This window comes from Streptomyces sp. NPDC048254 (assembly GCF_043201895.1).
Taxonomy (GTDB): Bacteria; Actinomycetota; Actinomycetes; order Streptomycetales; family Streptomycetaceae; genus Streptomyces.
In genome coordinates, this window is sequence record NZ_JBICZJ010000002.1 from 267,170 (window position 1) to 289,655 (window position 22,486).

Sequence of the window (22,486 nt, forward strand, 5' to 3'; positions counted from 1 at the left end):
CGCCGACATCCGCCGGCCGTGGGCCTCTGACCGCGCCGCTTCGACAAGGGCATGGTGCGCAAGGTACTCATGTGACATGAGTGAAGACGGCGAACAGCCGGTCGGGGAACGTCTGATCGGTGGGCGCTATCGGCTCGCCGGGCGCATCGGCTCCGGGCCGTCCGGCACCGTGTGGCGCGCCCGGGACGAGCAGGACGGGCGGCAGGTCGCCGTCAAGGAGCCGCGCCTGACCGGCGAGCCGGACGACGAGGAGCGGCAGCGCGCCGCACACCGTCTGCTGCACGAGGCCCGCGCCGCCGCCCGCGTCGACCATCCGGCCGCCGTCGCCATTCACGACGTACTTCTTGAAGACGAACTTCCCTGGGTCGTCATGGAGTTGGTGGAGGGCGAGTCCCTCAAGGAGGCCCTCTCCGCCCACGGCCCGCTGGCTCCCGCCGAGGCCGCCCGGATCGGGCTCGCCGTGCTCGGCGCCCTGCACGCCGCCCACTGTGTCGGCATCGTGCACCGTGACCTCAAGCCGTCCAACGTTCTCCTGGAGACCGGGGGCGAGCGGGTCGTGCTGACCGACTTCGGTATCGGCGCGGGGCAGCAGGGGCACATCGGCTCCGACGACGGTGGCGACGGCGGAGGCTCCGACGGCTCCGACGGTCTCGGCGGCCCCGACGGTTTCGGCGGTTTCGTCGCGCCCGAATGTGCCGCGGGGCGCGGTGCCGGTCCCGCCTCCGACCTGTGGTCCCTGGGCGCGCTGCTGAGGGCGGCCACCGGGCAGGACGCCGGTCCCCTCGGCCCGCTCCTGGAGCGGCTCCTCGCCCCCGACCCGGAGGCCCGGCCGGCCGCCCCGGAGGCCGCCGAGGCCCTCGCCGGGGTCGCGGGGGAGGCCCTGCCGAAGTGGGTCACGGTGCCCGCCGCACCGGCACAGTCGCCGCCCCCGGCCGTACCGTCCCCGACGGCCCCCGAGCCCCGCCGCCTCACCCCCTTCGCCGCGCTCGGCCTCCTGCTCGCCAAGAAACCGGAACGCGGCTGACCGGCGCCGACCACCCCCGTCCAACACCCTGATCAGCACATTCTCTGCCAGTGATCACTGGCGGCGTGTGTGTACTCGGTGAAACCGGGTTACCCACGGGTACCCAAAGGCCCCGCTCCCGAATACCCTGCGGCTCATGACGGACTCGCAGGCCCCGGCCCACGCACCGGCGCACACCGGCACGAATCCCCTCGCCCCCGCCCCGGCGGGCGCCAGAACGGCCGCCGACGTGGTCACGCCCGAGCTGATCGCCCAGCTCACCAAGGGCGTCGCCGGCTCCGGCCGCACGGCCAACCACACGCCCTTCACCGGCGAGAAGCTGGCCGACCTGCCCGAGTCCACCCCCGAGGACGTGGCCAAGGCCTTCGACGCGGCCCGCGCGGCACAGGCCGTGTGGGCGAAGGTGCCGGTACGGCAGCGCGCGGCCGTCCTGCTCCGCTTCCACGACCTGGTCCTGGCCCGGCAGGCGGAGGTCCTCGACCTCATCCAGCTGGAGACCGGCAAGGCCCGGCTGCACGCGCACGAGGAGGTGCAGGCCGTCGCCGTCGCCGCCCGCCACTACGGCCGCAAGGCCCCCTCCTATCTGAGGCCGAAGCGGCACGTGGGCGCCATGCCCACCCTCACCAAGGTCACCGAACTGCGCCACCCGCGGGGCGTGGTGGGCCAGATCGCCCCTTGGAACTACCCCCTCGAACTCTCCGTCGGCGACGCGCTGCCCGCCTTCGTCGCGGGCAACGCGGTCGTCATGAAGCCGGACACCGAGACCTGCCTGACCGCCCTGTGGGCCCGCGACATCCTCATCGAGGCCGGGCTGCCCGCCGACGTCTTCCAGGTCGTCCTCGGCGAGGGCCCGGTCGTCGGCCCCGAGGTCGTCAGGCACGCCGACTACGTCTCCTTCACCGGCTCCACCCGCACCGGCCGCGAGGTCGCCCAGGGTGCCGCCGCCCGGCTCGTCGGCGTCTCCCTCGAACTCGGCGGAAAGAACGCCATGCTGGTCCTCGCGGACGCCGACATCGAGAAGGCGGCCGCCGGTGCGGTCCGCGCCTGCTTCTCCTCGGCCGGCCAGCTCTGCATCTCCATCGAGCGGCTGTACGTCCACGAGTCGATCGCCGACGCCTTCGTCGAGCGATTCGCCGCCCGCACCAAGGCGATGCGCCTCGGCCGGTCCCTCGCGTACGGAGCGGACATGGGATCCCTGGTCGGGGAGCGCCAGCTGGAGACGGTCACGCGGCATGTGGCGGAGGCCGTGGAGAAGGGCGCGACGGTCGTCGCCGGCGGCACCGCCCGCCCCGACATCGGCCCCTACTTCTACGAGCCGACCATCCTCGACGGCGTCGAGGACGCGATGGCCGTCTGCACGGAGGAGACCTTCGGCCCGGTCGTCTCCCTCTACCGCTTCAAGACGGAGGAGGAGGCCGTCGAGCACGCCAACGCGACCCCGTACGGCCTGAACTCCTCGGTCTGGACGAAGAACGGCGGCCACGGCCGCGAGGTCGCCGCCCGCCTGCGCACCGGCACGGTCAACGTCAACGAGGGCTACGCCCCCGCCTACGGCAGCGTCCAGTCCCCGATGGGCGGCATGAAGGACTCGGGCCTGGGCCGGCGCCACGGCTCGGAGGGCATCCTCAAGTACACCGAGGCGCAGACCGTAGCGCAGCAGAGGCTCCTTCCCATGGCCCCCTCACTGGGCATGGACGACGAGAAGTACGCCGCGTTCATGAGCACCAGTCTCCGGGTGATGAAGGCGCTGAGGCTGCGATAAGCGCCCCGTCAGGGGCGCGGCCCGTATCGATATGCGGCTCCGCCGCGTGGGCGCGAGCAACCACGAACTACCTGCACGTAGGCTCAAAGAGGAGAAATCGTGCCCCAGGACACCTACGACTACGACGTCATAGTCGTCGGATCAGGATTCGGCGGATCGGTAACCGCCCTGCGCCTGACAGAAAAGGGCTACACCGTAGGCGTCCTGGAAGCCGGCCGCCGCTTCACCCGCGAAACCCTCCCCAAGAACTCCTGGGACATCAAGAACTACCTCTGGGCCCCGCAGCTCGGCTGCTACGGCATCCAGCGCATCCACCTCCTCGGCAACGTCATGGTGCTGGCCGGCGCGGGCGTCGGCGGCGGCTCGCTCAACTACGCCAACACCCTCTACGTCCCCCCGAAGCCCTTCTTCGACGACCCCCAGTGGCGTGACATCACGGACTGGCAGGAGGAGCTGAAGCCGTACTACGACCAGGCGCAGCGCATGCTCGGCGTACGGCTCAACCCGACGATGACCCCCTCCGACGTCCACCTGAAGGCGGCGGCGGAGAAGCTCGGCGTCGGCGACACCTTCCATCTCGCCCCCGTCGGCGTCTTCTTCGGCGACGGCAAGGACGCCGACGGCGAGACGAAGGCCGCGCCGGGCGACCAGGTCGACGACCCCTATTTCGGCGGCGCCGGCCCCGCCCGCAACGCCTGCACCGAGTGCGGCGAGTGCATGACCGGCTGCCGGCACGGCGCGAAGAACACCCTCAACGAGAACTACCTGCACCTCGCCGAGCAGGCGGGCGCGGTCGTCCACGCCATGACCACCGTCGTCTCCGTCACCGACGACTCCCAGGGCGGCTACGCGGTCGCGACCCTCCCCACCGACGACAAGAAGGCGAAGGGCCGGATCCTCAAGGCGCGCCGGGTCGTCGTCGCGGCCGGCACCTACGGCACCCAGACCCTGCTGCACCGGATGAAGGCCGGCGGCCAGCTGCCGTACCTCTCCGACCGGCTGGGCGACCTCACCCGTACCAACTCCGAGGCCCTGGTCGGCGCCCAGACCGACGACCGCCGCTACCGCAGGGCACACGGCACCCCGAAGGCCGACTTCACCAAGGGTGTCGCGATCACCTCGTCCATCCACCCGGACGAGAACACGCACATCGAGCCGGTCCGTTACGGCAAGGGCTCCAACGCGATGGGCGGCATGTCCATCCTCCAGGTGCCGTACGCGGAGGGCTCCTCCCGCGTCCTCGGCTGGCTGGCGAACGCGGCCCGCCACCCCCTGCTCGTGCTGCGCTCGCTCTCCAACCGGCGCTGGTCGGAGCGGACCATCATCGGCCTGGTGATGCAGTCGCTGGACAACTCGCTGACGACGTACCTGAAACCGGACGGCGTCGGCAAGGGCCTGCTCACCGCCCGGCAGGGTCACGGCGCCCCCAACCCCAAGCAGATCAAGGCCGCCTCGGAGGCGGCCACCGTGCTCGCCGCCGAGATCAACGGCTTCGCCGGCAGCAACGTCGGCGAGCTGATGGGCACCCCGCTCACCGCGCACTTCCTCGGCGGCTGCCCGATCGGCGACTCACGCGAGACCGGGGTCATCGACCCCTACCACCGGCTCTACGGCCACCCGGGCATCTCGGTCGTGGACGGCGCCGCCGTCTCCGCGAACCTGGGCGTGAACCCGTCCCTCACCATCACCGCGCAGGCCGAGCGCGCGATGTCGTACTGGCCGAACAAGGGCGAGGCGGATCCGCGGCCACGGCAGGGCGAGGCGTACGAGCGCCTCCGGCCGGTCGAGCCGCACCGGCCGGTGGTTCCGGCCGAGGCGTTCGGTGCGCTGCGGCTGCCCTTCCTCGGCATGCCGGCCGTGCCCCCGAAGAAGTAGCCGGACGCCGAAGAGGGACCTGTGCCCCCCTCCGAGCCCAGGTCCCTCTTCGTCCGGTGTGCGCGGCCGCCGTACGACGACGGTCCGCGCGACCTCGTTCACATGGCTATGCGGCCGCCCCGGCCTTCCGGCGCCGCACCACGAACACCGCACCGGCGCCGGCCACGACGGCGACCCCGCCGACGAGCCCGATGACCGGGAGGGCCGAGCTGGAGCCGGTCTCGGCGAGGTTGCCGGTCGGCAGGTCGGAGACGCTGCCCTGTGGCTTCTTCACGGAGTCCTTGCCGCCGTCGTCGCCCGGCGTGGCCGTACCCGGGTCCGGGTTGGACGAGCCGGCCTTGAGGACCGTGAAGTCGTACTGGGCCCAGCCCTCGGCGATGCAGTCCTGGCCGTCGACCTTGTCGAGGTAGGCGCCGGAGCCGAAGGAGTAGGCGTCACCGGCGGGCGCCTTGGCGTCGATGGAGACGCGCAGGTCGACCGACTTGCTCGCGCCGGACTTGAGCTTCTCGACGTAGAAGAAGTAGTCGCCGGCCCAGTCGTCGCTGCCGATCCGGTCCCAGGAGCCGCTGTCGGGGTTCTTGAACTCCAGATCGACGTACGGGCTGAGGTACTTCGACTCGGTGAGCTCGTAGTTCTCGATCTCGGCGTAGAAGGCGACGCCCTCGATGTCGGTCTTGGACTCGTTGGTCACGACCAGCTTGAAGCCGTGGAAGCCGTCACCCGCGACGATCTTGCCGGGCAGGCCCTTGATGTCGGCGGACACCTTGGCGTTGCCGAAGTCCTCGTCGAGGTCCTCGCAGTACGGCACGTCCGGGTCGGACGGGTCCTCGCTGGGCTCCGCCGACTCGGACGGCTCGGCCGAGGCGGACGCGCTGGCACTGGCGCTCGCGCTGTCGCTGGGCGAGGCGGACGCCGAAGCGGACTCGGACGCGGACGCCGAAGCGCTGTCGCTCGGCGGTACGGAGTCCGACGGCGAGGCCGAGGCGGAGTCGCTCGGGATCTCGCTCGGCGCGCTCTCGGACGCCGGCGTGGAGGGCAGGTCGTCCGCGAAGGCGGCCGGTGCGGACAGCAGGGCGACCGGCCCGATGACAGCCGTGGCGGCTGCCGCGGCCATGGCGCGGCGAAGCTTCATGAGGACCCCCGTGACTCAGGTGCGGCAGACGGATGTAACCGCTGGTTCCGGTGATGTGACCGGCGAATCCTGCGAATGGTTGCCTCCACATTCACCGAATTCTTATGTGACGGTCGTCACTTCAGGATGTGGGCGCGATGTGCAGCTGCCGACAGCGGCCGGTCCGGGCGGCACGGCCGGCGCCGGCCCCAACTCCTGCGGCAAGGTACGGAAGGCCGGGTGCGGGGGCAGGCATGGACACGGCCGACGCCAAGGTTATTCTCGCCGCGTCGAACGGCCGAGCGAGAGAGTGCCATGTCTGACAGACGGTCCGAAGAATCGTCGGGGGACGAGCCGTCGTCCTCCTCCATATCCGACGAGGTGTGGGAGCAGTTCCTCCGCGACAGCGAACGGGACATCCGCAAGTCCGCCCCCAAGGAGCCCTCCGCCCGGGTCCGTGAGGTGACCCAGCGGCTCAAGGGGCAGCGGGGGGAGCCCGAGGGGTGGCGGACCGGGCCGGCCTGGCAGGAGACGAACGGGCGGGCCGCCCGGCGCCGCAGGATATGGGCCGTGATCGGCCTGCCGCTGACGATCGCCGTCGCCGTCGTGGCGATGCGGCCGTCGCTGATCCCCGGCGACCCCTTCGGCTCGGCGTCCGACGTGGACACCGCCACCTCGCAGCTCCCCGCCGAGACCGCCGCCCCGACCGCGCCGCCGTCCGCGGTCGCCGCCGACACCCCCACCCTCGCCCACCCGTTCGCCGGTTCCCCGGCACTGCGCTGGGCCGACGGCGCGGACGGCATCGTGCTGCCGAAGGCCACCGCGCTCGGCTCGATCCCGAAGGACCGCGTCGAACTGGCCCTCCAGCAGACCAAGAAGCTGCTGGTCGACGCCAATCTCAACCCCGAGGTCGTGGCCGGCGCGCACCCCGATGCCGCCCTCGCCGTGCTCGACCCCCAGCAGCCCCGCCTGCTCGACGGGCTCAACACCGCACTGCACACCCCGAGCAAGGCCCACGACCCGCTGTCACTCTTCAGCCGCTTCGACCCCGAGGACGTCCAGCTGGCCGGCCAGGTCGTCAAGACGCGCGGCCGGATCACCTTCGCCCAGGGCAAGTTCGAGGGCGTGGCCGTGCACGCGGACTTCACCTTCGTCTACCCGGTCGTCCGTGCCGACGGCTCCACCGAGGTCACCCGCACCATCGTGCGCCGGGTCATCGACACCGAACTCTCCGACCCCGCGCACTACCGGGTCACCCCCGGCCGCCTGACCCTGCTGAGCCACGTCCGGGACGCCGGCAACTCGGCCTGCGACATCTACGACGGCTATCTGCACCCGCAGTTCCCGTCCCGGGCGCCGACGGGCAGCGCCGCCCCGAGCGGCCCGTCGATCGACCCGTACGACCGCAGCCGGAAACTCGGGAACGAGCCGGAGGGGTGCGGCACGGTGAGCCGCACCTAGCCGTACAGCTCTGTGCGGGTGCCTACGGGTGCCTACGGGTGCCTACGGGCAGGCGAAGGGCCCCGCGGGACGGAGCCGCGGGGCCCTTCTTCCGTCAGCACCGACGTCAGGGCAGCGCCGGTGCCGGGGAGCGGCGCCGGGGGGTTGCGCCGCTGGTCTCTGTGCCCTGTGCCGCCGTCCGTGCCCCGGGTCGGCGCCCCTGCGCACTCGGGGCGTACGGCAGGTCTCGACCTTTGACGGACGGTCGGCACACGGCGATTCCGTTGCCTGAACTGGGACTTGGGAGCTGTGAAGGCCTTGGGGGCCTTCTAGGCATCGTGCTGGATGCACGCGGCCTCCGCAACCGTTTGACCCAGCCCTTGTGCATTTTTGCAATTTTCCGCCGGTCGGCCCCGGGCGTCCCCGGAGCCGGCCGTCTCTGGTGTGACCGGGCTGCTGTCCCCTGCCGTCCGGTCACGTGACTGGAACGAGGTCCCACGGCGCACGGCACGATCCGTCCGCCTCATCGCTCCAGTGAGCCACGCGTGGTTCTTTCGGGCCCGCCCCTGGCTGACACGGACACCCCACCAACGAAGCGGTTCGCGTGCCGGTCACGCGCCGTACGGGTGAGAAGGCCCCGAACTCAGATCCACCCGAACTCAGATCCGGCCGCGGCACAGTTCGAGGAGTGTCATGGCGAGGGAGGTGCCCGGCCTGCCGAGCGCCTCGCTGTAGTGGCCGAGGACCTCCATCTCCCGGGACAGGTTCACCCGGCGGCCGCCGGAGGTGATCCGGGCCTCCTGGATGACGGCGGAGACCGCCATCCGTTCCTGGATCAGACCGATGATCCGGTCGTCGAGCGCGTCGATGCGCTCCCGCGCACCGGTGATCACGTCGGCGGCCTCGGCGGTACGGGCACCGGTCCTCTCGGCGGGGCTGACGTGCTGCGCGGTGGGGCTGGCGGTCATGTCGGGGGCTCCTCGTTCTCGTCGTTCTCGGGAGGCCCCCCGGGCCGACACGATCCGGAGAAACACCAGGCGCCCCGGACCTTGTCGGCCCGGGGCGCCTGGGGAAGTCGCTTGTCAGTTGCTCAAGCGTGACGACCATGGCAGCCGGCGGGCCGGTTGCCATAGGTAAAGAGGAAGGTCGTCTGCGTGAGCATGGCGGCGAGTATGCCACATCACCTCGTCGGGGTGTCCCCCGCCCGCCCCGTTAGAATCGGTAACCACAGACCCCCGCCCCACCGCCGGAAGGCACCCCGTGTCATCAGCGACTCCCGCTGCCGCCACCCCCGACACCGTCCTGGTCGTCGACTTCGGCGCGCAGTACGCCCAGCTCATCGCCCGTCGCGTCCGCGAGGCCCGGGTCTACAGCGAGATCGTGCCCAGCACCATGCCGGTCGCCGAGATGCTCGCCAAGAACCCGGCGGCGATCATCCTCTCCGGCGGCCCCTCGTCCGTGTACGAGGAGGGCGCCCCCCGCCTGGACCGCGCGCTCTTCGAGGCCGGCGTCCCCGTCTTCGGCATGTGCTACGGCTTCCAGCTGATGGCACAGTCCCTCGGCGGCACGGTGGACAACACCGGCTCCCGCGAGTACGGCCGTACCGACCTGCACGTCTCCAAGCCGGCCTCCACCCTCTTCGAGGGCACCCCGGACGAGCAGCACGTGTGGATGTCGCACGGCGACGCCTGCTCCGCCGCCCCCGAGGGCTTCGCCGTCACCGCGTCCACGGACGTCGTCCCGGTCGCCGCCTTCGAGAACGACGAGAAGAAGCTCTACGGCGTCCAGTACCACCCCGAGGTCATGCACTCCACGCACGGCCAGCAGGTCCTGGAGCACTTCCTGTACCGCGGTGCCGGTCTCACGCCCTCCTGGACCACCGGCAACGTCATCGAGGAGCAGGTCGCCGCGATCCGCGAGCTGGTCGGCGACAAGCGCGCCATCTGCGGCCTGTCCGGCGGTGTCGACTCCGCGGTGGCCGCCGCCCTCGTCCAGAAGGCCATCGGCGCCCAGCTGACCTGCGTGTACGTGGATCACGGCCTGATGCGCAAGGGTGAGACCGAGCAGGTCGAGAAGGACTTCGTGGCCGCGACCGGCGTCCAGCTCAAGGTCGTGGACGCGGAGGAGCGGTTCCTGAAGGCCCTCGCCGGTGTCTCCGACCCGGAGGCGAAGCGGAAGATCATCGGCCGCGAGTTCATCCGGGTCTTCGAGCAGGCCCAGGCCGAGATCATCGCGGACGCGGGCCCCGAGGTCGCGTTCCTGGTGCAGGGCACGCTCTACCCGGACGTCGTCGAGTCCGGCGGCGGCACCGGCACCGCCAACATCAAGTCCCACCACAACGTCGGCGGTCTCCCCGAGGACCTGGAGTTCAAGCTCGTCGAGCCGCTCCGCAAGCTCTTCAAGGACGAGGTCCGGATGGTCGGCCAGGAACTCGGCCTGCCGGAGGAGATCGTCCAGCGCCAGCCGTTCCCCGGCCCCGGCCTCGGCATCCGGATCGTCGGCGAGGTGACCAAGGACCGCCTCGACCTGCTCCGCGAGGCCGACGCCATCGCCCGCGAGGAGCTGACCGCGGCCGGTCTCGACCGCGCCATCTGGCAGTGCCCGGTGGTCCTGCTCGCGGACGTCCGCTCGGTCGGCGTCCAGGGCGACGGCCGCACCTACGGTCACCCGATCGTGCTGCGCCCGGTCTCCTCCGAGGACGCCATGACGGCTGACTGGTCCCGCCTGCCGTACGACGTCCTCGCGAAGATCTCCACCCGGATCACCAACGAGGTCAGTGACGTCAACCGGGTCGTCCTCGACGTCACCTCGAAGCCGCCGGGCACCATCGAGTGGGAGTAGTGCCTACCGGCGCCTGACGGTGCGCAGGGGCTCACCGGGCTGCCAGATCTCGACGACCAGACAGGTGTCGTCCTCGACGTGGGTCCGCACGACCTCCGTCAGCTCGGTACGGAAGAGGTGGAACGGCTCCGGCGGTTCCACCTCTTCCATGTACGCCCCCTTCACAGCCGTATCCTCGACCTCGTACGCCCGCCCGGCGATCCGTACGTCCCCGCCGCCCATGTCGGTGCCGTCCCCAGGGTTGGCCTGGAGCGCGAACCGCGGGTCGCGCAGCAGGTCGAGCGCCTTCACCGAGTCGGGCATCATCCCGAGCCAGAGCCCGCCGTCCAGGAAGCGGACCTCCAGGCCCGAGGTGCGGGGGGAGCCGTCCCTGCGGAGGGTGGCCAGGACGTGGTGGCGGTGGGCGGCGAAGCGGCTCTCGACGGTTCGCGCCAGGTCGGGCGCGGCGGCGACGAAGGCCGCCCAGTCGGTACCGGCTGTTCCGCTCGTGGGGGTTGTACGTGTCATACGAGCCACTGTGCTGCCGATACCCGACATCTTCTGTCGTGATTTGCTCGCGCGCGTCATCTTTACAGAACAGCTCTGTTTTCCTGCGCTGACCGACGGTAACTTCCGCCCGTAACACAAACCCAGTGCTGGAGGATCTATGCACGGGCCGACCCCGCCCCTGCCGCTGCCCACCGATCAGCTCCGGTTCGCGATGCCGCCGATGCACGACTCGCTCGACGACGAGCGCCGGCATCGCAAGGAACGGCTCGCGGGCGCGCTGCGGATCTTCGGCCGGGCCGGATTCGAGGACGGGGTGTCCGGGCACATCACCGCCCGCGACCCCGAGTACTCGAACTGCTTCTGGGTGAACCCGTTCGGCATGCCGTTCAAGCACGTCACCGTCAGCGACCTCGTCCTGGCCAACCAGGACGGCCAGGTGATCGAGGGCCGCTACCACGTCAACCAGGCCGCCTTCACCGTGCACGCCCAGGTGCACGCGGCCCGCCCGGACGTCGTCGCCGTCGCCCACTGCCACTCCGTCTACGGCCGTGCCCTGTCCGCCCTCGGCGACCTGCTCGACCCGATCAGCCAGGAGAGCTGCGCCTTCTACGAGGACCACGCCCTCTACGACGCCTACACCGGGGTCGCCGTCGACGCCGATGAAGGCCGCCGGATCGCCGGCGCCCTCGGCTCCCGCAAGGCACTGGTGCTGCGCAACCACGGGCTGCTGACGGTCGGCGACTCGGTGGACGCGGCCGCCTGGTGGTTCCTGTCGATGGAGAAGTCCGCGCAGGTCCAGCTGACCGCCAAAGCCGCCGGCCGCCCGCTGCTCATCGACCACAAACTCGCCGTCGCCACCCGTGAACAGCTCGGCGGCGACCTGGTGGCCTGGATCAACTACCAGCCCGTGTGGCAGGACATCAGCCGCGCAGAACCGGACCTGCTGAGCTAGCGGCCTCAGAAACTCCGGAGCACGGCCGCCTTCGTCAGCGCGAACTCCTCGTCCGTGAGCACGCCGTCCCGGTGCAGTTCGCCCAACTCCCGCAGCCTGCGCAGCAGTATGTCGTGATGGTCGGCCGACTGGCGCGGCACGGCCGCCGGGGACCGGTCCCGGTCGGCGTACTCCGCGCCCGCGCGGGTCGAGGGATGCGGCAGCCGGGCCGTGACCGCCGCCGCGACCAGCGCCGTCAGCAGATCGCGGCGGACACTGCCCCACAGGTCCAGGGCGTAGGGGTCGCGCTCCGCCGGCAGCTTCGAGAACACCGTCTCCCGGGTGACGAACCGCAGAAAGCCGTCCTCGTAACCGGAGTTGGGCAGCCACTCCACCTGCACCAGGTCGCCGATGCCGATGATCCGAGGCCCGGTCGCCCGCTTGACCCGGTCGGAGGTGTCGGCCCAGTCGATCCGCACCTGCGCACCGTCGAACGACACCGTGCCGTCCGAGGACCGCACCGACACCGGCACCGGCGGCCCCGGCAGCAGATACGCCTTCGTCGGCTCCGTGGGGATCTGGTCCAGCAGCAGCGACTGCCGGATCTCCGCCACGACGTACTCCGCCACCCCGGAGCGGTCCTTGTCCACCGTCAGCAGATACGGATCCGCTCCTTCCGGCAGCCGCCCGCCCGTCGCCTGCAGCAGCGGATCCGCGCCCTCGCGCAGCCGGATCCGCAGCCGCCCGCGTTTGCGCTCCGGCTCGTACACCACCCCCGACACCGCCTCCAGCGGTACGGCGATCTCCCCGTACGTCTGCCGGAACAGCGGCACGGAGCGATGGCGTCCCGGCGTGATCCGTACCGTGCTGCCGTCGAAGGCCCAGGTCCCGTCCCGCTGGATGATCTCGGCCATGGGGGAATTCTCGCAGCCGGGTCAACCTGTCGGCCGTACCTTCACCCGTCGTGACCAACCTGCTGAACGCGAACAGCGTGGCGTAGGGCACAATTCGCTCTCGACACAAGGGAGTTGCACGGCGTCGTCCGGCCCCGGGGAGGGCCCTGCGCGTCGTGCCCCGGGCGTGGGGAAGGCGGGCGTCGGGCGTGGCGGTGCAGGAGGCGAGGCAGGGTGCCGGTTCCGGTGTCCACGGGGGCGGGTGCGCGTGCGGGGACTGCCCGCACGGGGCACGCGAGGGGCACCGGCGGGCGGTCGCCGAATTCCTCCTCAAACGGGAGGAGTTCGCGGCCGGACAGGGGCTGCCCGCGGCGGTGGCCCACTCCGCCTCCGCGTCCCGCCAGTGGGTCTCCGAGGAACTCTCCCAGTCCGCCGGGGTGGTCGCCGAACGCGGCCGCGCCGAGGGCGAGGCCTGGCTCGCCCGGCTCTGGCTGCGCACCGCATGCACGGTCTGGGCGGCCGTCGTGATCACGCTGCTCGCCCAGTCCCTCACCGCGATCGGCGCCGGCTGGACCAGCGCCCGCACCGCCGGACTGGTCGCCGCCGTGGCCGTGGCCCTCACGCTGACCGCCGCCTCCTGGTTCCACCGCTCGCGCGGCGGAGTGCTCGCCCCCGTGATCGGCGAGGACAACCGCATGTCCACCTCCCGCACCGTGGCCGCCTCCTGGGTCCTCTTCGTCGCCTACGCCGTACTCGTCCTGGCCTGCCGCCTGGCCGTCGCCTCCTCTCCCACCGACCGGGACGCCCTCATCTCCGGCCTCGACCTCGCCCGCGGCGCCGGTGTGGTGACCGTCCTCGCCGTGGTCTGCGGCATCGCCGTCCTGGTGCGCCGGGTGGTCGGCCTGCGCATCCTCGGCCAGCGCCTGCAGAAGGTGCGCGCGCACCGCCCCCGCGCGGCCGACCTGCTCACCGACGACTCCGGCCGGGGCACCTTCGCCGACATCCAGTACGTCGTGATCAGCGCCGTCGCCCTCGTCTTCGCCGCCGTCCGACTCGCCCGCCGCCCCGACCAGCTCCCGGACCTCCCCTGGGGCCTCGCGACGGTGGTCCTGATCTCCGCCGCGACCTACCTCGCCGGCAAGTACGCCGAGGGCGGCCGCCCGGTCATCCTCTCCGTCGTCCGCGCCCGCGAGGCCGGTGACCTGGACGCGCCCATCCGCACGGGCGACGACATCGAGATCCGGGGCACCGGCTTCGTCCCGCCCGGCGCCGAGACCGCCGACCGCCTCTCCCGCATGGTCGTCCGCGTCGGCGCGGTCAACGTCCATGTGCCCCTGGTCCCCGTCACCGGCGGCTTCAGCAACCCCACGGACAGCGTCCTCACCGTCCCCGTGCCCGCCGAGGTGGAACCCGGCTGGGTCGAGATCCAGGTGGTGACGGCGGCCGGGGCGGCCACCAACCGGTGTGTGGTGGAGGTGACCGAGTAAGGGGAGCGGGAGAGAGGATCCGCGGGCGAGCGGCCCGGGGAGGCGGCCCGCGGGCGGGTGACGAAGACCGACCGAAATTCGTAAAAATATCCGGAGGAGGATTGAGCGGGTCGCAGTTGTCGTACGTATGGTCTGTTGAGGGGCTCTGGGTACAGCGGCGAGAGGTGGCTAGTGGCGATGACTCACGGCATTCGTACGGACACGCACCCCCCGTATCTCGAAGGCGATCGCGGTCTGCGCGACACCGCCACCCGATATGCCCTCCTTCCCTTGCGGATCTTCCTCGGCGTCACCTTCATCTACGCAGGCCTGGACAAGCTGACCGACAGCGCCTTCCTGAAGTCCGGCGGCTCCGGTTCGATCGGTGACACCATGCGCGCGGTCCGCGACTCCGCCGCGATCCCGGCCCTGGTCGACCTGGCCCTGAAGAACCCCGTCGGCTTCGGCACCGCGATCGCCATCGGCGAACTCGCCGTCGGCCTCGGCACCCTCTTCGGCCTGCTGGCCCGCCTGGCCGCCCTCGGCGGTGCGCTGATCTCGCTCAGCCTCTGGCTGACCATCAGCTGGGCCAACTCCCCGTACTACTACGGCAACGACCTCGCCTACCTGATGGCCTGGCTGCCCCTGGTCCTGGCCGGCGCCCCCTACCTCTCCTTGGACGCGATGCTGCGCGCCCGGCGCCGACACCGGTCCGGGGGCCTGCGCTAGGGCCTGTCCGGCGGATCAGGTCGCAGGAGAACAACGGCACATCATCAGCGCCGGTGAGCCTCGCGTCTGCGGCGTGATCCGCCGGACAGCCCTTAGCCCCCCGCCGACTCGCCCTGGCTCTCCGGTGTGCGGCGGCGCCGCCTGCGTATCGTCCGGGTCAGGGCCGCGGTCACGCCTGCCAGGAAGAGGCCGACCACCATCACGGGGATGACCGCGAACCACTCGGCCGTCCACAGGCCCCCCGCGTCACCGGCGTAGGCGATACCCGCCGCCGTAAGGAAGACACCCACGATCAGCCGCCCGGGCTGGAACTCATGCCGCAGCACGGCTCACCTCCACCTGTCCCGCGCCGACCTGGAGATCCAGGTCGAGCGTGCCCGCGTTCTTCGCGCCGCCCGTCGGCCGCAGTGTCACGTCCTTGTGCTTGCCCGGTTCCACGTCCACGTCCTTCTTGTCGTCACCGGGCAACTGGATGTCGCCCACCCCCACGTCGATGCTCATCCGCACGGTCACGTCCGCCGGCACGACGATCTTCAGCTGGCCCGCCCCCACCTCGGCGGCCGTCGACACCGTCTGCCCCTGGGCGATACGTATACGGGTCAGGTCGAGCATGGCGACGCCCGTCCCGAGGTCGTACTTCGACGACACCTGCGCCGCTGTGGCCGGGGTCCAGCTCTGGCGTGTCCAGTGGGTGCTGATGTCGGACGGCAGGGCCGTCGCCGCCGCGAGCAGGCCCGCAGTGACGAGCGCCAGGAACAGTGAGCCGGCCCCCGTGCGTCCCAGGAACGAACTGACCGCCGTCCCCAGGCCGAACACGATCAGCGCGCCGGCCAGACCGGCCTGGAGGCTGGTGCCCAGCGGATGCGTGTCCCATGTCAGGCCCGTGCCCAGGCCGCCCGCCAGCAGGGCGAACAGGAAGATCCAGCCGCCGATCCAGCGCGGTCCGCGCGCTCTCGGGGGCGCGCTCTGCCGGGCACGTATGTCCTGGCCGTGGACCCACGGGGTGCTCAGCCGGAAGTCGAGTCCCGGGACCTCCCGGCCGCGGGCGTCGCCGGGGCCCCACAGATAGCCGGTGCCACCGACATGCGTGCCGTCCTTGACGATCGGGTCGCGCCACCAGGACGGGTAGGTGATCGAGATCGGCGGTGCCTGGGCCTCGGGAGGGGCGTCGGCGACCGTCTGAGCGGCCAGTGGGTCGGGGTCCGGGGCGCCTCGCCGCCGCGACCAGTACCCGGCGCCTGCCAGCAGAACGGAGAGGACGACGGCGAACGTCAGCACCCCGCCGTTCCTGATCATCGTCAGCAGGACTCCGCAGCCGACCAGCGCGAACAGCACGGCCGCCAGGGCCTGTCCGTCGACCCGGCCGGTCAGCAGCTTGCGGACCTCGTTCTCCTCCTCGTCCTCGTAGGGCACGAAGAGCCAGGCGAAGCCGTAGAAGAGGAGACCGATGCCGCCGGTCGCGGCCAGCACGGCGAGGGTGATGCGGAAGATCACCGGGTCCAGGTCGGTATGGCGCCCGAGCCCCGCGCACACGCCCGCGATCATCTTGTGCCGGCGGTCGCGCCGGAACCGGGGGAGCGTCTCCGCGCCGGTGGCGGTGGCGTCGGCCTCCGTCTCGGGCGCCCCCGTCCCGGCCGCCTCCGCCGCGGCGGGCGCGGCATCCGACGGCCCGGGGCCCGGCGCGGGCCGCGGGCCGGGGCCGGGTCCCGGACCCGTCGCGGCGTGCTCGTGATCAGTCATGAGTCAATGGTGACGGGCGAGCCGCCGCAACGGCAGTCGGGATGACCCTGGCCGAACCCTGAAATCGGCCCCGAGGCCGGGCCGGGAGGCGTTCGAACCGGGCCTCGGCGACGGACTCCGGCCGATCGCCGCCGGAGGTTCCGGCACTCGCCGCGGGAAATCCCGGGGACTCACCGCGCAGACAGAGGGCTTGCCGCGCGAGGAGGGCAGGCGCCTCGGGAAGTGGGCGTGTGCCGTGGGAAGGACGGGCCCGCCGCGGGGAAATCCGAAGATCAGGGGAGTCTCGGGGGCCGACCCTGATGCCCGGGGACTCCCGGCGTGTGAACATCGATGGCATGCCGGAAGCCGCAGCAGTGCCCCTCGACGACCCGCGGCCGCCGCGCAAGCTCTACCGCAGCAGCGACGGCCGTTGGCTCGGTGGGGTGGCGCGGGGCCTCGCCGGGCATCTCGGCCTGCCCGTCGTGTGGGTGCGGCTCGTCTTCGTCGGCCTGTTCATGGCCAACGGCCTCGGCGCACTGCTGTATGCCGCGTTCTGGTTCTTCGTACCCCTCGGCCTCGGCGGCGTCGGCGGCCAGAAGCCGCCCTCCCTGGTCACCACCGAGACCTCGGCGGACGGCCGGCGCAGACTCGTCGCCCGCAGACCCGACAGAGGCCAGATCCTCGCGCTGCTCCTCATGGTCGTCGTGTCCATGGTGTTCGTGGGCAGCGTCAACCTCACCAGCGGCGCCAAGGCCTATCTCCTGCCCGCGGTCCTGGTCGCCGCCGGCGTGGCGCTCGTCTGGCGCCAGGCGGACAACGCCCGCCGGGCCCGCTGGGTCGAGGTCGGCAGCCGGCGCCGCACGCTCTCGCTGCTGCGCGCGGGCGTCGGCGTCCTGCTCGTCACCGCGGGTGTCTCGGGTGTGTTCGTCATGCAGGGCTCCGCCGCGCACATCGGGGCGGTGCTCCAGGCCTCGCTCGCCGTGCTCGTCGGCATCACGCTGCTCGCCGGGCCGTATCTCGTGCGGATGACCCAGGACCTCTCCGAGGAGCGGCTGATGCGTATCCGCGCCCAGGAGCGCGCCGAGGTCGCCGCTCATGTGCATGACTCCGTGCTGCACACCCTGACCCTGATCCAGCGCAACGCGGAGAACGCGAACGAGGTGCGCCGCCTCGCCCGCGCCCAGGAGCGTGACCTGCGCACCTGGCTCTACAAGCCCGAGGGCAGCGGCAAGGAGGAGGCCGACGAGCCCGCCACCCTCGCCGAGGCGGTCCGGCGCAACGCCGCGGAGGTCGAGGACAAGCACGGCGTCCCCATCGAGGTCGTGGTGGTCGGCGACTGCCCGCTCGACGAGCGGACGGGCGCGCAGATGCAGGCCGCGCGCGAGGCGATGGTCAACGCCGCCAAGTACGGTGGCGAGGGCGGCGCCGTCCAGGTCTACGCCGAAGTCGAGGGCAGGACGGTCTTCGTGTCCGTCCGCGACCGCGGTCCCGGCTTCGACCTCGACTCGATACCCGCCGACCGCATGGGTGTCAGAGAATCGATCATCGGCCGTATGGAGCGGCACGGCGGCACGGCACGGCTGCGGTCCGTGCCGGGCGGCGGCACGGAGGTCGAGTTGGAGATGGAGAGGGCGGAGAAGACGTCATGAGCGACGCGACCGAGGCGAACGGCCCGGCGGAAGGCACGGAGAAGGCCGGGCGTCGGGTGCGCGTGGTCCTCGTCGACGACCATCGGATGTTCCGTACCGGTGTCCAGGCCGAGATCGGCCAGACCGAGCAGACCGGTGTCGAGGTGGTCGGCGAGGCCGCCGACGTCGACCAGGCGGTCACGGTGATCACCGCGACCCGGCCCGAGGTGGTCCTCCTCGATGTGCACCTGCCGGGCGGCGGCGGGGTCGAAGTGCTGCGCCGGTGCGCCCCGTTGACGGCGGACGCCGAACGGCCGGTGCGCTTCCTCGCGCTGTCCGTGTCGGACGCGGCCGAGGACGTGATCGGCGTGATCCGCGGCGGTGCCCGCGGCTATGTCACCAAGACGATCACCGGCACCGACCTGGTGGACTCGATCTTCCGGGTGCAGGAGGGCGACGCCGTCTTCTCCCCGCGGCTGGCCGGGTTCGTCCTGGACGCCTTCGCCTCCACCGACGCCCCGCCGGTCGACGAGGACCTCGACCGCCTCACCCAGCGCGAGCGGGAGGTCCTGCGCCTGATCGCGCGTGGCTACGCCTACAAGGAGATCGCCAAGCAGCTGTTCATCTCCGTCAAGACGGTCGAGTCCCACGTGTCGGCGGTGCTGCGGAAACTGCAACTGTCGAACCGGCACGAGCTGACCCGCTGGGCGACGGCGCGCCGCCTGGTCTGAGGCGGCGCCGGGGTGGTTCGGATGTCCGCGAAGGCCGGGGCGGCGGGGTTCACACGACCCGCGTCGCCCCGGCAAACGGCATCTCGTCGACGGGGGCGATCCGTACCGGGGCCGACGGATTGGGGGCGTGGATCATCTGGCCGTTTCCGATGTAGATGCCCACGTGGCTGATGCCCGAGTAGAAGAACACCAGGTCGCCCGGCTGGAGTTCGGAGCGGGAGACGCGGCGGCCGGAGTTGATCTGGGCGTAGGTGGTGCGGGGGATGGAGATGCCTGCGGAGCGGTAGGCGGCCTGGGCGAGCCCCGAGCAGTCGAAGGCGTTGGGGCCGGTCGCGCCCCAGACGTAGGGGCTGCCGAGCTTGGAGTAGGCGTACGCCACGGCGGCCGCGGCACGGGAGTCGGAGGCCGTGTCGCCGCCCGGGGACAGGGGGGCGCGGGCGCCGGTGGCCGAGCGGGACGCGCGTGAAGAGGCGCCGTCCGCCGTGACCGCCGCCCGCTGCTGGGGCGAGAGCCGGTCCAGCAGCTGCCGGGCCTCGTCGAGCTTGCCGGTGACCGTGGTCTTCTGCTGCTTCAGCTCGGCCTGCCGGGACCGCAGCGAGGCCAGCTCGATGTGCGCCGCGCCACGCAACTGCTCGATCTCCCGCAGCTGCCGGCGCACCCGCGCCACTGCGCCGGCCTGTACGGCACCGGCCCGTTCGGCGAACGCGGCGTTGTCCAGGTAGCGGTCGGGATCGCTGGAGAGCGCCAGCTGCCACGCCGGATCGATACCGCCGTCGCGGTACTGCGCGGCCGCTGCCAGACCGAGGGCGTCCCGCGCGGAGTTGAGCTTCTCCTGCTTGCGGGCGGTCTCGTCCTGGAGCGCCTTGACCCGTCGCTGGGCCGTGTCGGCCTGCTCCTTCGCCCCGTCGTACTTCTCGGTGGCCGCCTCGGCCTCCTGGTACAGCTGGTCCACCTTGGCCTTCACCTGCGCCGGTGTCAGTTGCGGCTCGGCGTGTCCGGTCCCTTCGAAGCCCGTCGCGGTGGCCGCGCCCGCCAGGGCGAGGGTGGCGGCCGTGCGTGCCGTATTGCCGCTGAGCGAGCGCTGTCGGGGCTTGCGGTGCGCTGCCACCTGGACTGTTCACGTCCTTTCGTACGACCGCCGTGTCGTCCGTACACACGCCAGGGGGAGCGCGCATACGGCCGCGGGGGTGCGGATTGCGCGTCCGGCGGCGGCCCGCACAGGGGAGCGGGCCGCCGCCGGACTTTCTCGGCGGTGGTGTCCGACTGCCGCCCCTGGCCCGGGCGGCGGTGGGGAGTCGGTCACCTGGGGGAGGACGCTAGGCCGGAGTGTGTCGGCCTGGTAACGCGATGCGCGGAATTGGTGTGACCGGATCGTTACCCGACGGTATGTGACCGGGATTCCGGTCCGGAGCCGTCGGCTTCACGGGGCGGGATGACCGAAGCGGCGGTTCCGGGGCGAGCAGGGCGCGCGGGGTGCTATGGGGTGCATATATGCGATGCCGTGGGGCGAGCGGCGGCGGGCGCCGAGGGAGGGGCCGGTGCCCGGTGCTCCAGGGGGCCCTGATTAGGCTCCGGGGCCATGGGCGTACTCATCCATCTCTTCGTCGGCCTGCACATCATCGGCATCGCCGCGCTCCTCGGCGGTTTCCTCACCCAGATGAAGGCGATGGGCCAGGGCACGGCCCGGTTCATCCCCGGGATGCTGCACGGCGCGTTCACCATGCTCGCGACCGGTGTGATCCTGGTCGGCCTCAACGAGGCCGACGACCACCACGTCAACACCGTCAAGATCGGCGTGAAGCTCGCGCTGCTGATCGTGATCCTCGGGCTCGTCTATGTGAAACGGGACGACGAGAAGGTGGAGAAGGGTGCCTTCGGCCTGGTGGGCCTGCTGACCATGGTGAACATCTTCATCGCCGTGCTGTGGACGTGATCCTCAGGAAGCCTTCCTGAGGGCGTCGCGGGTGACCGCCACCGCGCCGGCGGCCACCGCCGGCCAGGCCGCCACCGCGACCCACACCAGGACCCGCCCCGGCCACTTCAGCCACGGGACGCCGACGGCGGCCGCGACCGACAGCACCGCCGCGGCCGACAGCATCGCCGTGGCCGACAGCATCGCCGCGGCCGTCATCCCCATCGGGAACGCCGTCGCCCAGCGGCGTACGTCGTAACGCGCAGCGGCCCCGGCCGTCGGCGGACGCCGCGCCCACCAGGCGTGAAGAGGTGGAATGCCGGACATGCCGCCGATGCTAGGGACCTTCACCGGCCGTGCGAGCGGGGCACGCGCGCGTGCGGCACGAAATGCGCGCGTGTGTGTCCGCGCCTCTCAGGCCGGTCGCACCACGCTGTGGATGATCGACTCGCCCCCGTAGTAGATCGACTCCTCCCGGACGTAGGCGCCGGGCTTCGGGGCGTGGATCATCATGCCGTTGCCGATGTAGATGCCGACGTGGCTGACGTCGTCGTAGAAGAACACCAGGTCGCCGGGCTGGGCGTCGGTGAGGGAGACGGTGGTGCCGGCGTTCACCTGGTCGTACGTGGTGCGCGGCAGCGAGACGCCCGCGGCCTTCCAGGCGGCCTGGGAGAGGCCGGAGCAGTCGTAGGAGCCGGGGCCGGTGGCGCCCCAGACGTACGGCTTGCCGATCTGCGCGCGGGCGAAGGCGATCGCCTTGGCGGCCTTCGTTCCGTAGGACGAGTCGGAGGAGGACGACGAGGACGACGAGGACGACGAGCCGCTGGAGGTCGACGTCGATGAAGACGACGCCTCCTGCTTCGCGGCCGCCGCCTGCTGCTTCGCGAGCTCCGCCGCCTTGCGTGCCGCCTCGGCCTGCTGCTTCTGCTCGATCTCCGCCAGCCGTGCCTTCTCCTGGGCCGTCAGCTGCGACAGCAGCTCCCGCGCGGAGGTCAGCTTCGTCTGGACGGTGGACTTGGCGGTCTTGAGGTCGTCCTGCGTCTCGGTGAGCGTCTCCAGGCTCTTGGCGGCCTCCTGCCGCTTCGCCATGGTCGCGGACTGCTGTGTGGTGTAGTCGTCGACCGCGTCCTTCTCGCGCGAGGTCAGCCGGCTCATCAGTTGCGTCTGGTCGAAGTAGTCCTGAGGACTGTCCGCGAGCAGGAAGGTCGCCGTGTCGGGCGCACTGGCCCCGGTCCGGTACTGGGCCGCGGCGAACGATCCCAGTTCCTCACGCGCCTTGTTGAGCCGGTCCGTGCGCTCGGCGACGTCGTCGAGCAGGGTGTCGACCTGCTTGCGCTGCTTGCCGGTCTTCTCCTTGGCCGCGTTGTACTTCTCGGTCGCCGACTCCGCCTGCCGGTAGAGGGCGTCGACCTTCTTCTCGACCTCCTCCAGGCTGGGCTTGCCGTCCTCGGGGGGTGCGGCGTTGGCCGTCTGGGAGAGCAGGGCCACGGAGGTGAGGGCGGCGGTGGCCAGGGCGGGGGTGCGTATGCCTGCTACGCGCGTTGCGGACGGACGCGACTTGCGGTGCGACGCCAACGGGGGCGACTCCTTCCATGCTCCGCCTACCGAGTTAGCTGTCGGGTTCGGGCGGGTGGTTCGGAAGGGTTGCCCTACGGTCCGTTCCCCGGTGGGAAGTCGGGACCGATTCACCCCAAGGTTCGGTGTGGGTCCCCGGTTCCGGATGCGCGGCGGCACCCTGGATTCGGCGGAGGCCGTGCGGCCCGGCGACGTTCGCCGGTGGGGGTCGTACGGCCTGCCCGGCACGCTAGCCAACTCGTGTGCGCTGTGTGAAGTTTGATGTGCGATATGCCCGATACATTTTCGTGACCTTGGTGTTGCGGATCGGTCGGATCGGTTGATCAGGGATGGTATGGGGTTACTTGTCCGGTGCGGTCG

20 protein-coding genes and 1 riboswitch are annotated in these 22,486 nt (G+C 71.5%); of the genes, 11 read left to right on the top strand and 9 right to left on the bottom strand.

Annotated features, from left to right (window positions below; all coding sequences use genetic code 11):
• Nucleotides 1–76 precede the first annotated feature (76 nt).
• From ACGFZQ_RS06515 to ACGFZQ_RS06525, 3 genes are all read left to right on the top strand, one after another.
• Nucleotides 77–1,024 (top strand): serine/threonine-protein kinase, encoded by a 948-nt coding sequence (locus tag ACGFZQ_RS06515; protein ID WP_393839419.1) that lies wholly within the window; start codon nucleotides 77–79, stop codon nucleotides 1,022–1,024.
• 136 nt (nucleotides 1,025–1,160) lie between these two features.
• On the top strand, nucleotides 1,161–2,786 hold the full coding sequence (locus tag ACGFZQ_RS06520; RefSeq protein ID WP_393839420.1) for a succinic semialdehyde dehydrogenase: 1,626 nt from the start codon (nucleotides 1,161–1,163) through the stop codon (nucleotides 2,784–2,786).
• A 99-nt stretch (nucleotides 2,787–2,885) separates the two neighbouring features.
• The gene (locus ACGFZQ_RS06525) at nucleotides 2,886–4,661 is read left to right on the top strand and encodes a GMC family oxidoreductase N-terminal domain-containing protein (protein WP_393839421.1); all 1,776 of its coding nucleotides are present in this window, start codon (nucleotides 2,886–2,888) and stop codon (nucleotides 4,659–4,661) included.
• Nucleotides 4,662–4,767: 106 nt separating this feature from the next.
• Here the strand turns inward: ACGFZQ_RS06525 and ACGFZQ_RS06530 are convergent, their stop codons facing one another.
• Complete coding sequence (locus tag ACGFZQ_RS06530) at nucleotides 4,768–5,793, bottom strand: LAETG motif-containing sortase-dependent surface protein (RefSeq protein ID WP_393839422.1); 1,026 nt, start codon at nucleotides 5,791–5,793, stop codon at nucleotides 4,768–4,770.
• A gap of 294 nt (nucleotides 5,794–6,087) precedes the next feature.
• On the opposite strand from ACGFZQ_RS06530, the gene ACGFZQ_RS06535 reads away from it, so the two are divergent.
• The gene (locus ACGFZQ_RS06535; RefSeq protein ID WP_393839423.1) at nucleotides 6,088–7,233 is read left to right on the top strand and encodes a hypothetical protein; all 1,146 of its coding nucleotides are present in this window, start codon (nucleotides 6,088–6,090) and stop codon (nucleotides 7,231–7,233) included.
• A gap of 638 nt (nucleotides 7,234–7,871) precedes the next feature.
• On the opposite strand, the gene ACGFZQ_RS06540 is transcribed toward ACGFZQ_RS06535, so the two are convergent.
• Complete coding sequence (locus tag ACGFZQ_RS06540) at nucleotides 7,872–8,180, bottom strand: chorismate mutase (RefSeq protein WP_393839424.1); 309 nt, start codon at nucleotides 8,178–8,180, stop codon at nucleotides 7,872–7,874.
• Nucleotides 8,181–8,472: 292 nt separating this feature from the next.
• Here ACGFZQ_RS06540 and guaA point away from each other — a divergent pair, with 292 nt between their 5' ends.
• Nucleotides 8,473–10,053 (top strand): glutamine-hydrolyzing GMP synthase, encoded by a 1,581-nt coding sequence (gene guaA / locus ACGFZQ_RS06545; RefSeq protein WP_351742109.1) that lies wholly within the window; start codon nucleotides 8,473–8,475, stop codon nucleotides 10,051–10,053.
• Nucleotides 10,054–10,056: 3 nt separating this feature from the next.
• On the opposite strand, the gene ACGFZQ_RS06550 is transcribed toward guaA, so the two are convergent.
• Nucleotides 10,057–10,560: a pyridoxamine 5'-phosphate oxidase family protein gene (locus ACGFZQ_RS06550; RefSeq protein ID WP_393839425.1), complete on the bottom strand. Its 504-nt coding sequence runs from the start codon at nucleotides 10,558–10,560 to the stop codon at nucleotides 10,057–10,059.
• Nucleotides 10,561–10,699: 139 nt separating this feature from the next.
• On the opposite strand from ACGFZQ_RS06550, the gene ACGFZQ_RS06555 reads away from it, so the two are divergent.
• Nucleotides 10,700–11,494: a class II aldolase/adducin family protein gene (locus ACGFZQ_RS06555; protein WP_351742103.1), complete on the top strand. Its 795-nt coding sequence runs from the start codon at nucleotides 10,700–10,702 to the stop codon at nucleotides 11,492–11,494.
• 5 nt (nucleotides 11,495–11,499) lie between these two features.
• Here ACGFZQ_RS06555 and ACGFZQ_RS06560 read toward each other — a convergent pair whose 3' ends face one another.
• Entirely contained in the window at nucleotides 11,500–12,387 is an 888-nt protein-coding gene (locus ACGFZQ_RS06560) for a DUF4429 domain-containing protein (protein ID WP_393839426.1), read from the bottom strand.
• Between the two features lie 188 nt (nucleotides 12,388–12,575).
• On the opposite strand from ACGFZQ_RS06560, the gene ACGFZQ_RS06565 reads away from it, so the two are divergent.
• The gene (locus ACGFZQ_RS06565) at nucleotides 12,576–13,853 is read left to right on the top strand and encodes a hypothetical protein (RefSeq protein ID WP_393839427.1); all 1,278 of its coding nucleotides are present in this window, start codon (nucleotides 12,576–12,578) and stop codon (nucleotides 13,851–13,853) included.
• 177 nt (nucleotides 13,854–14,030) lie between these two features.
• On the top strand, nucleotides 14,031–14,561 hold the full coding sequence (locus tag ACGFZQ_RS06570; RefSeq protein WP_393839428.1) for a DoxX family protein: 531 nt from the start codon (nucleotides 14,031–14,033) through the stop codon (nucleotides 14,559–14,561).
• Nucleotides 14,562–14,653: 92 nt separating this feature from the next.
• On the opposite strand, the gene ACGFZQ_RS06575 is transcribed toward ACGFZQ_RS06570, so the two are convergent.
• Nucleotides 14,654–14,887 carry a hypothetical protein gene (locus ACGFZQ_RS06575; RefSeq protein WP_393839429.1) on the bottom strand — a complete coding sequence of 78 codons (234 nt, stop codon included), beginning with the start codon at nucleotides 14,885–14,887 and terminating at the stop codon, nucleotides 14,654–14,656.
• On the bottom strand, nucleotides 14,874–16,301 hold the full coding sequence (locus ACGFZQ_RS06580) for a PspC domain-containing protein (protein WP_393839430.1): 1,428 nt from the start codon (nucleotides 16,299–16,301) through the stop codon (nucleotides 14,874–14,876). Before ACGFZQ_RS06580 ends, ACGFZQ_RS06575 begins: the two co-directional genes overlap by 14 nt.
• Before the next feature lie 335 nt (nucleotides 16,302–16,636).
• On the opposite strand from ACGFZQ_RS06580, the gene ACGFZQ_RS06585 reads away from it, so the two are divergent.
• Nucleotides 16,637–17,929, top strand: coding sequence for a PspC domain-containing protein (locus ACGFZQ_RS06585; RefSeq protein WP_393839431.1), 1,293 nt, complete (start codon nucleotides 16,637–16,639; stop codon nucleotides 17,927–17,929).
• Nucleotides 17,926–18,639 (top strand): response regulator transcription factor, encoded by a 714-nt coding sequence (locus tag ACGFZQ_RS06590; protein WP_351742085.1) that lies wholly within the window; start codon nucleotides 17,926–17,928, stop codon nucleotides 18,637–18,639. The genes ACGFZQ_RS06585 and ACGFZQ_RS06590 overlap by 4 nt, the downstream gene beginning before the upstream one ends.
• A 49-nt stretch (nucleotides 18,640–18,688) precedes the next feature.
• Here ACGFZQ_RS06590 and ACGFZQ_RS06595 read toward each other — a convergent pair whose 3' ends face one another.
• A complete protein-coding gene (locus ACGFZQ_RS06595) occupies nucleotides 18,689–19,747 on the bottom strand; it encodes an NlpC/P60 family protein (protein WP_393839432.1) in 1,059 nt (352 codons plus the stop codon).
• Nucleotides 19,748–20,218: 471 nt separating this feature from the next.
• Here ACGFZQ_RS06595 and ACGFZQ_RS06600 point away from each other — a divergent pair, with 471 nt between their 5' ends.
• Nucleotides 20,219–20,572, top strand: a complete 354-nt coding sequence (locus tag ACGFZQ_RS06600) for a hypothetical protein (RefSeq protein ID WP_393839433.1) — start codon at nucleotides 20,219–20,221, stop codon at nucleotides 20,570–20,572.
• A gap of 3 nt (nucleotides 20,573–20,575) precedes the next feature.
• Here the strand turns inward: ACGFZQ_RS06600 and ACGFZQ_RS06605 are convergent, their stop codons facing one another.
• Both ACGFZQ_RS06605 and ACGFZQ_RS06610 read right to left on the bottom strand, forming a co-directional pair.
• Complete coding sequence (locus ACGFZQ_RS06605) at nucleotides 20,576–20,878, bottom strand: hypothetical protein (protein WP_393839434.1); 303 nt, start codon at nucleotides 20,876–20,878, stop codon at nucleotides 20,576–20,578.
• An 87-nt stretch (nucleotides 20,879–20,965) separates the two neighbouring features.
• Nucleotides 20,966–22,126, bottom strand: a complete 1,161-nt coding sequence (locus ACGFZQ_RS06610; RefSeq protein WP_393839435.1) for an NlpC/P60 family protein — start codon at nucleotides 22,124–22,126, stop codon at nucleotides 20,966–20,968.
• Between the two features lie 8 nt (nucleotides 22,127–22,134).
• Nucleotides 22,135–22,308, bottom strand: a riboswitch (cyclic di-AMP (ydaO/yuaA leader).
• Between the last annotated feature and the right edge of the window lie 178 nt (nucleotides 22,309–22,486).

Coding starts and splice junctions, on each gene's coding strand:
- ACGFZQ_RS06515 (WP_393839419.1), top strand. CDS start 77: ATGAGTGAAGACGGCGAACAGCCGGTCGGGGAACGTCTGATCGGTGGG.
- ACGFZQ_RS06520 (WP_393839420.1), top strand. CDS start 1,161: ATGACGGACTCGCAGGCCCCGGCCCACGCACCGGCGCACACCGGCACG.
- ACGFZQ_RS06530 (WP_393839422.1), bottom strand. CDS start 5,793: ATGAAGCTTCGCCGCGCCATGGCCGCGGCAGCCGCCACGGCTGTCATC.
- ACGFZQ_RS06535 (WP_393839423.1), top strand. CDS start 6,088: ATGTCTGACAGACGGTCCGAAGAATCGTCGGGGGACGAGCCGTCGTCC.
- ACGFZQ_RS06540 (WP_393839424.1), bottom strand. CDS start 8,180: ATGACCGCCAGCCCCACCGCGCAGCACGTCAGCCCCGCCGAGAGGACC.
- ACGFZQ_RS06550 (WP_393839425.1), bottom strand. CDS start 10,560: ATGACACGTACAACCCCCACGAGCGGAACAGCCGGTACCGACTGGGCG.
- ACGFZQ_RS06555 (WP_351742103.1), top strand. CDS start 10,700: ATGCACGGGCCGACCCCGCCCCTGCCGCTGCCCACCGATCAGCTCCGG.
- ACGFZQ_RS06560 (WP_393839426.1), bottom strand. CDS start 12,387: ATGGCCGAGATCATCCAGCGGGACGGGACCTGGGCCTTCGACGGCAGC.
- ACGFZQ_RS06570 (WP_393839428.1), top strand. CDS start 14,031: ATGACTCACGGCATTCGTACGGACACGCACCCCCCGTATCTCGAAGGC.
- ACGFZQ_RS06580 (WP_393839430.1), bottom strand. CDS start 16,301: ATGACTGATCACGAGCACGCCGCGACGGGTCCGGGACCCGGCCCCGGC.
- ACGFZQ_RS06585 (WP_393839431.1), top strand. CDS start 16,637: ATGCCGGAAGCCGCAGCAGTGCCCCTCGACGACCCGCGGCCGCCGCGC.
- ACGFZQ_RS06590 (WP_351742085.1), top strand. CDS start 17,926: ATGAGCGACGCGACCGAGGCGAACGGCCCGGCGGAAGGCACGGAGAAG.
- ACGFZQ_RS06600 (WP_393839433.1), top strand. CDS start 20,219: ATGGGCGTACTCATCCATCTCTTCGTCGGCCTGCACATCATCGGCATC.
- ACGFZQ_RS06605 (WP_393839434.1), bottom strand. CDS start 20,878: ATGTCCGGCATTCCACCTCTTCACGCCTGGTGGGCGCGGCGTCCGCCG.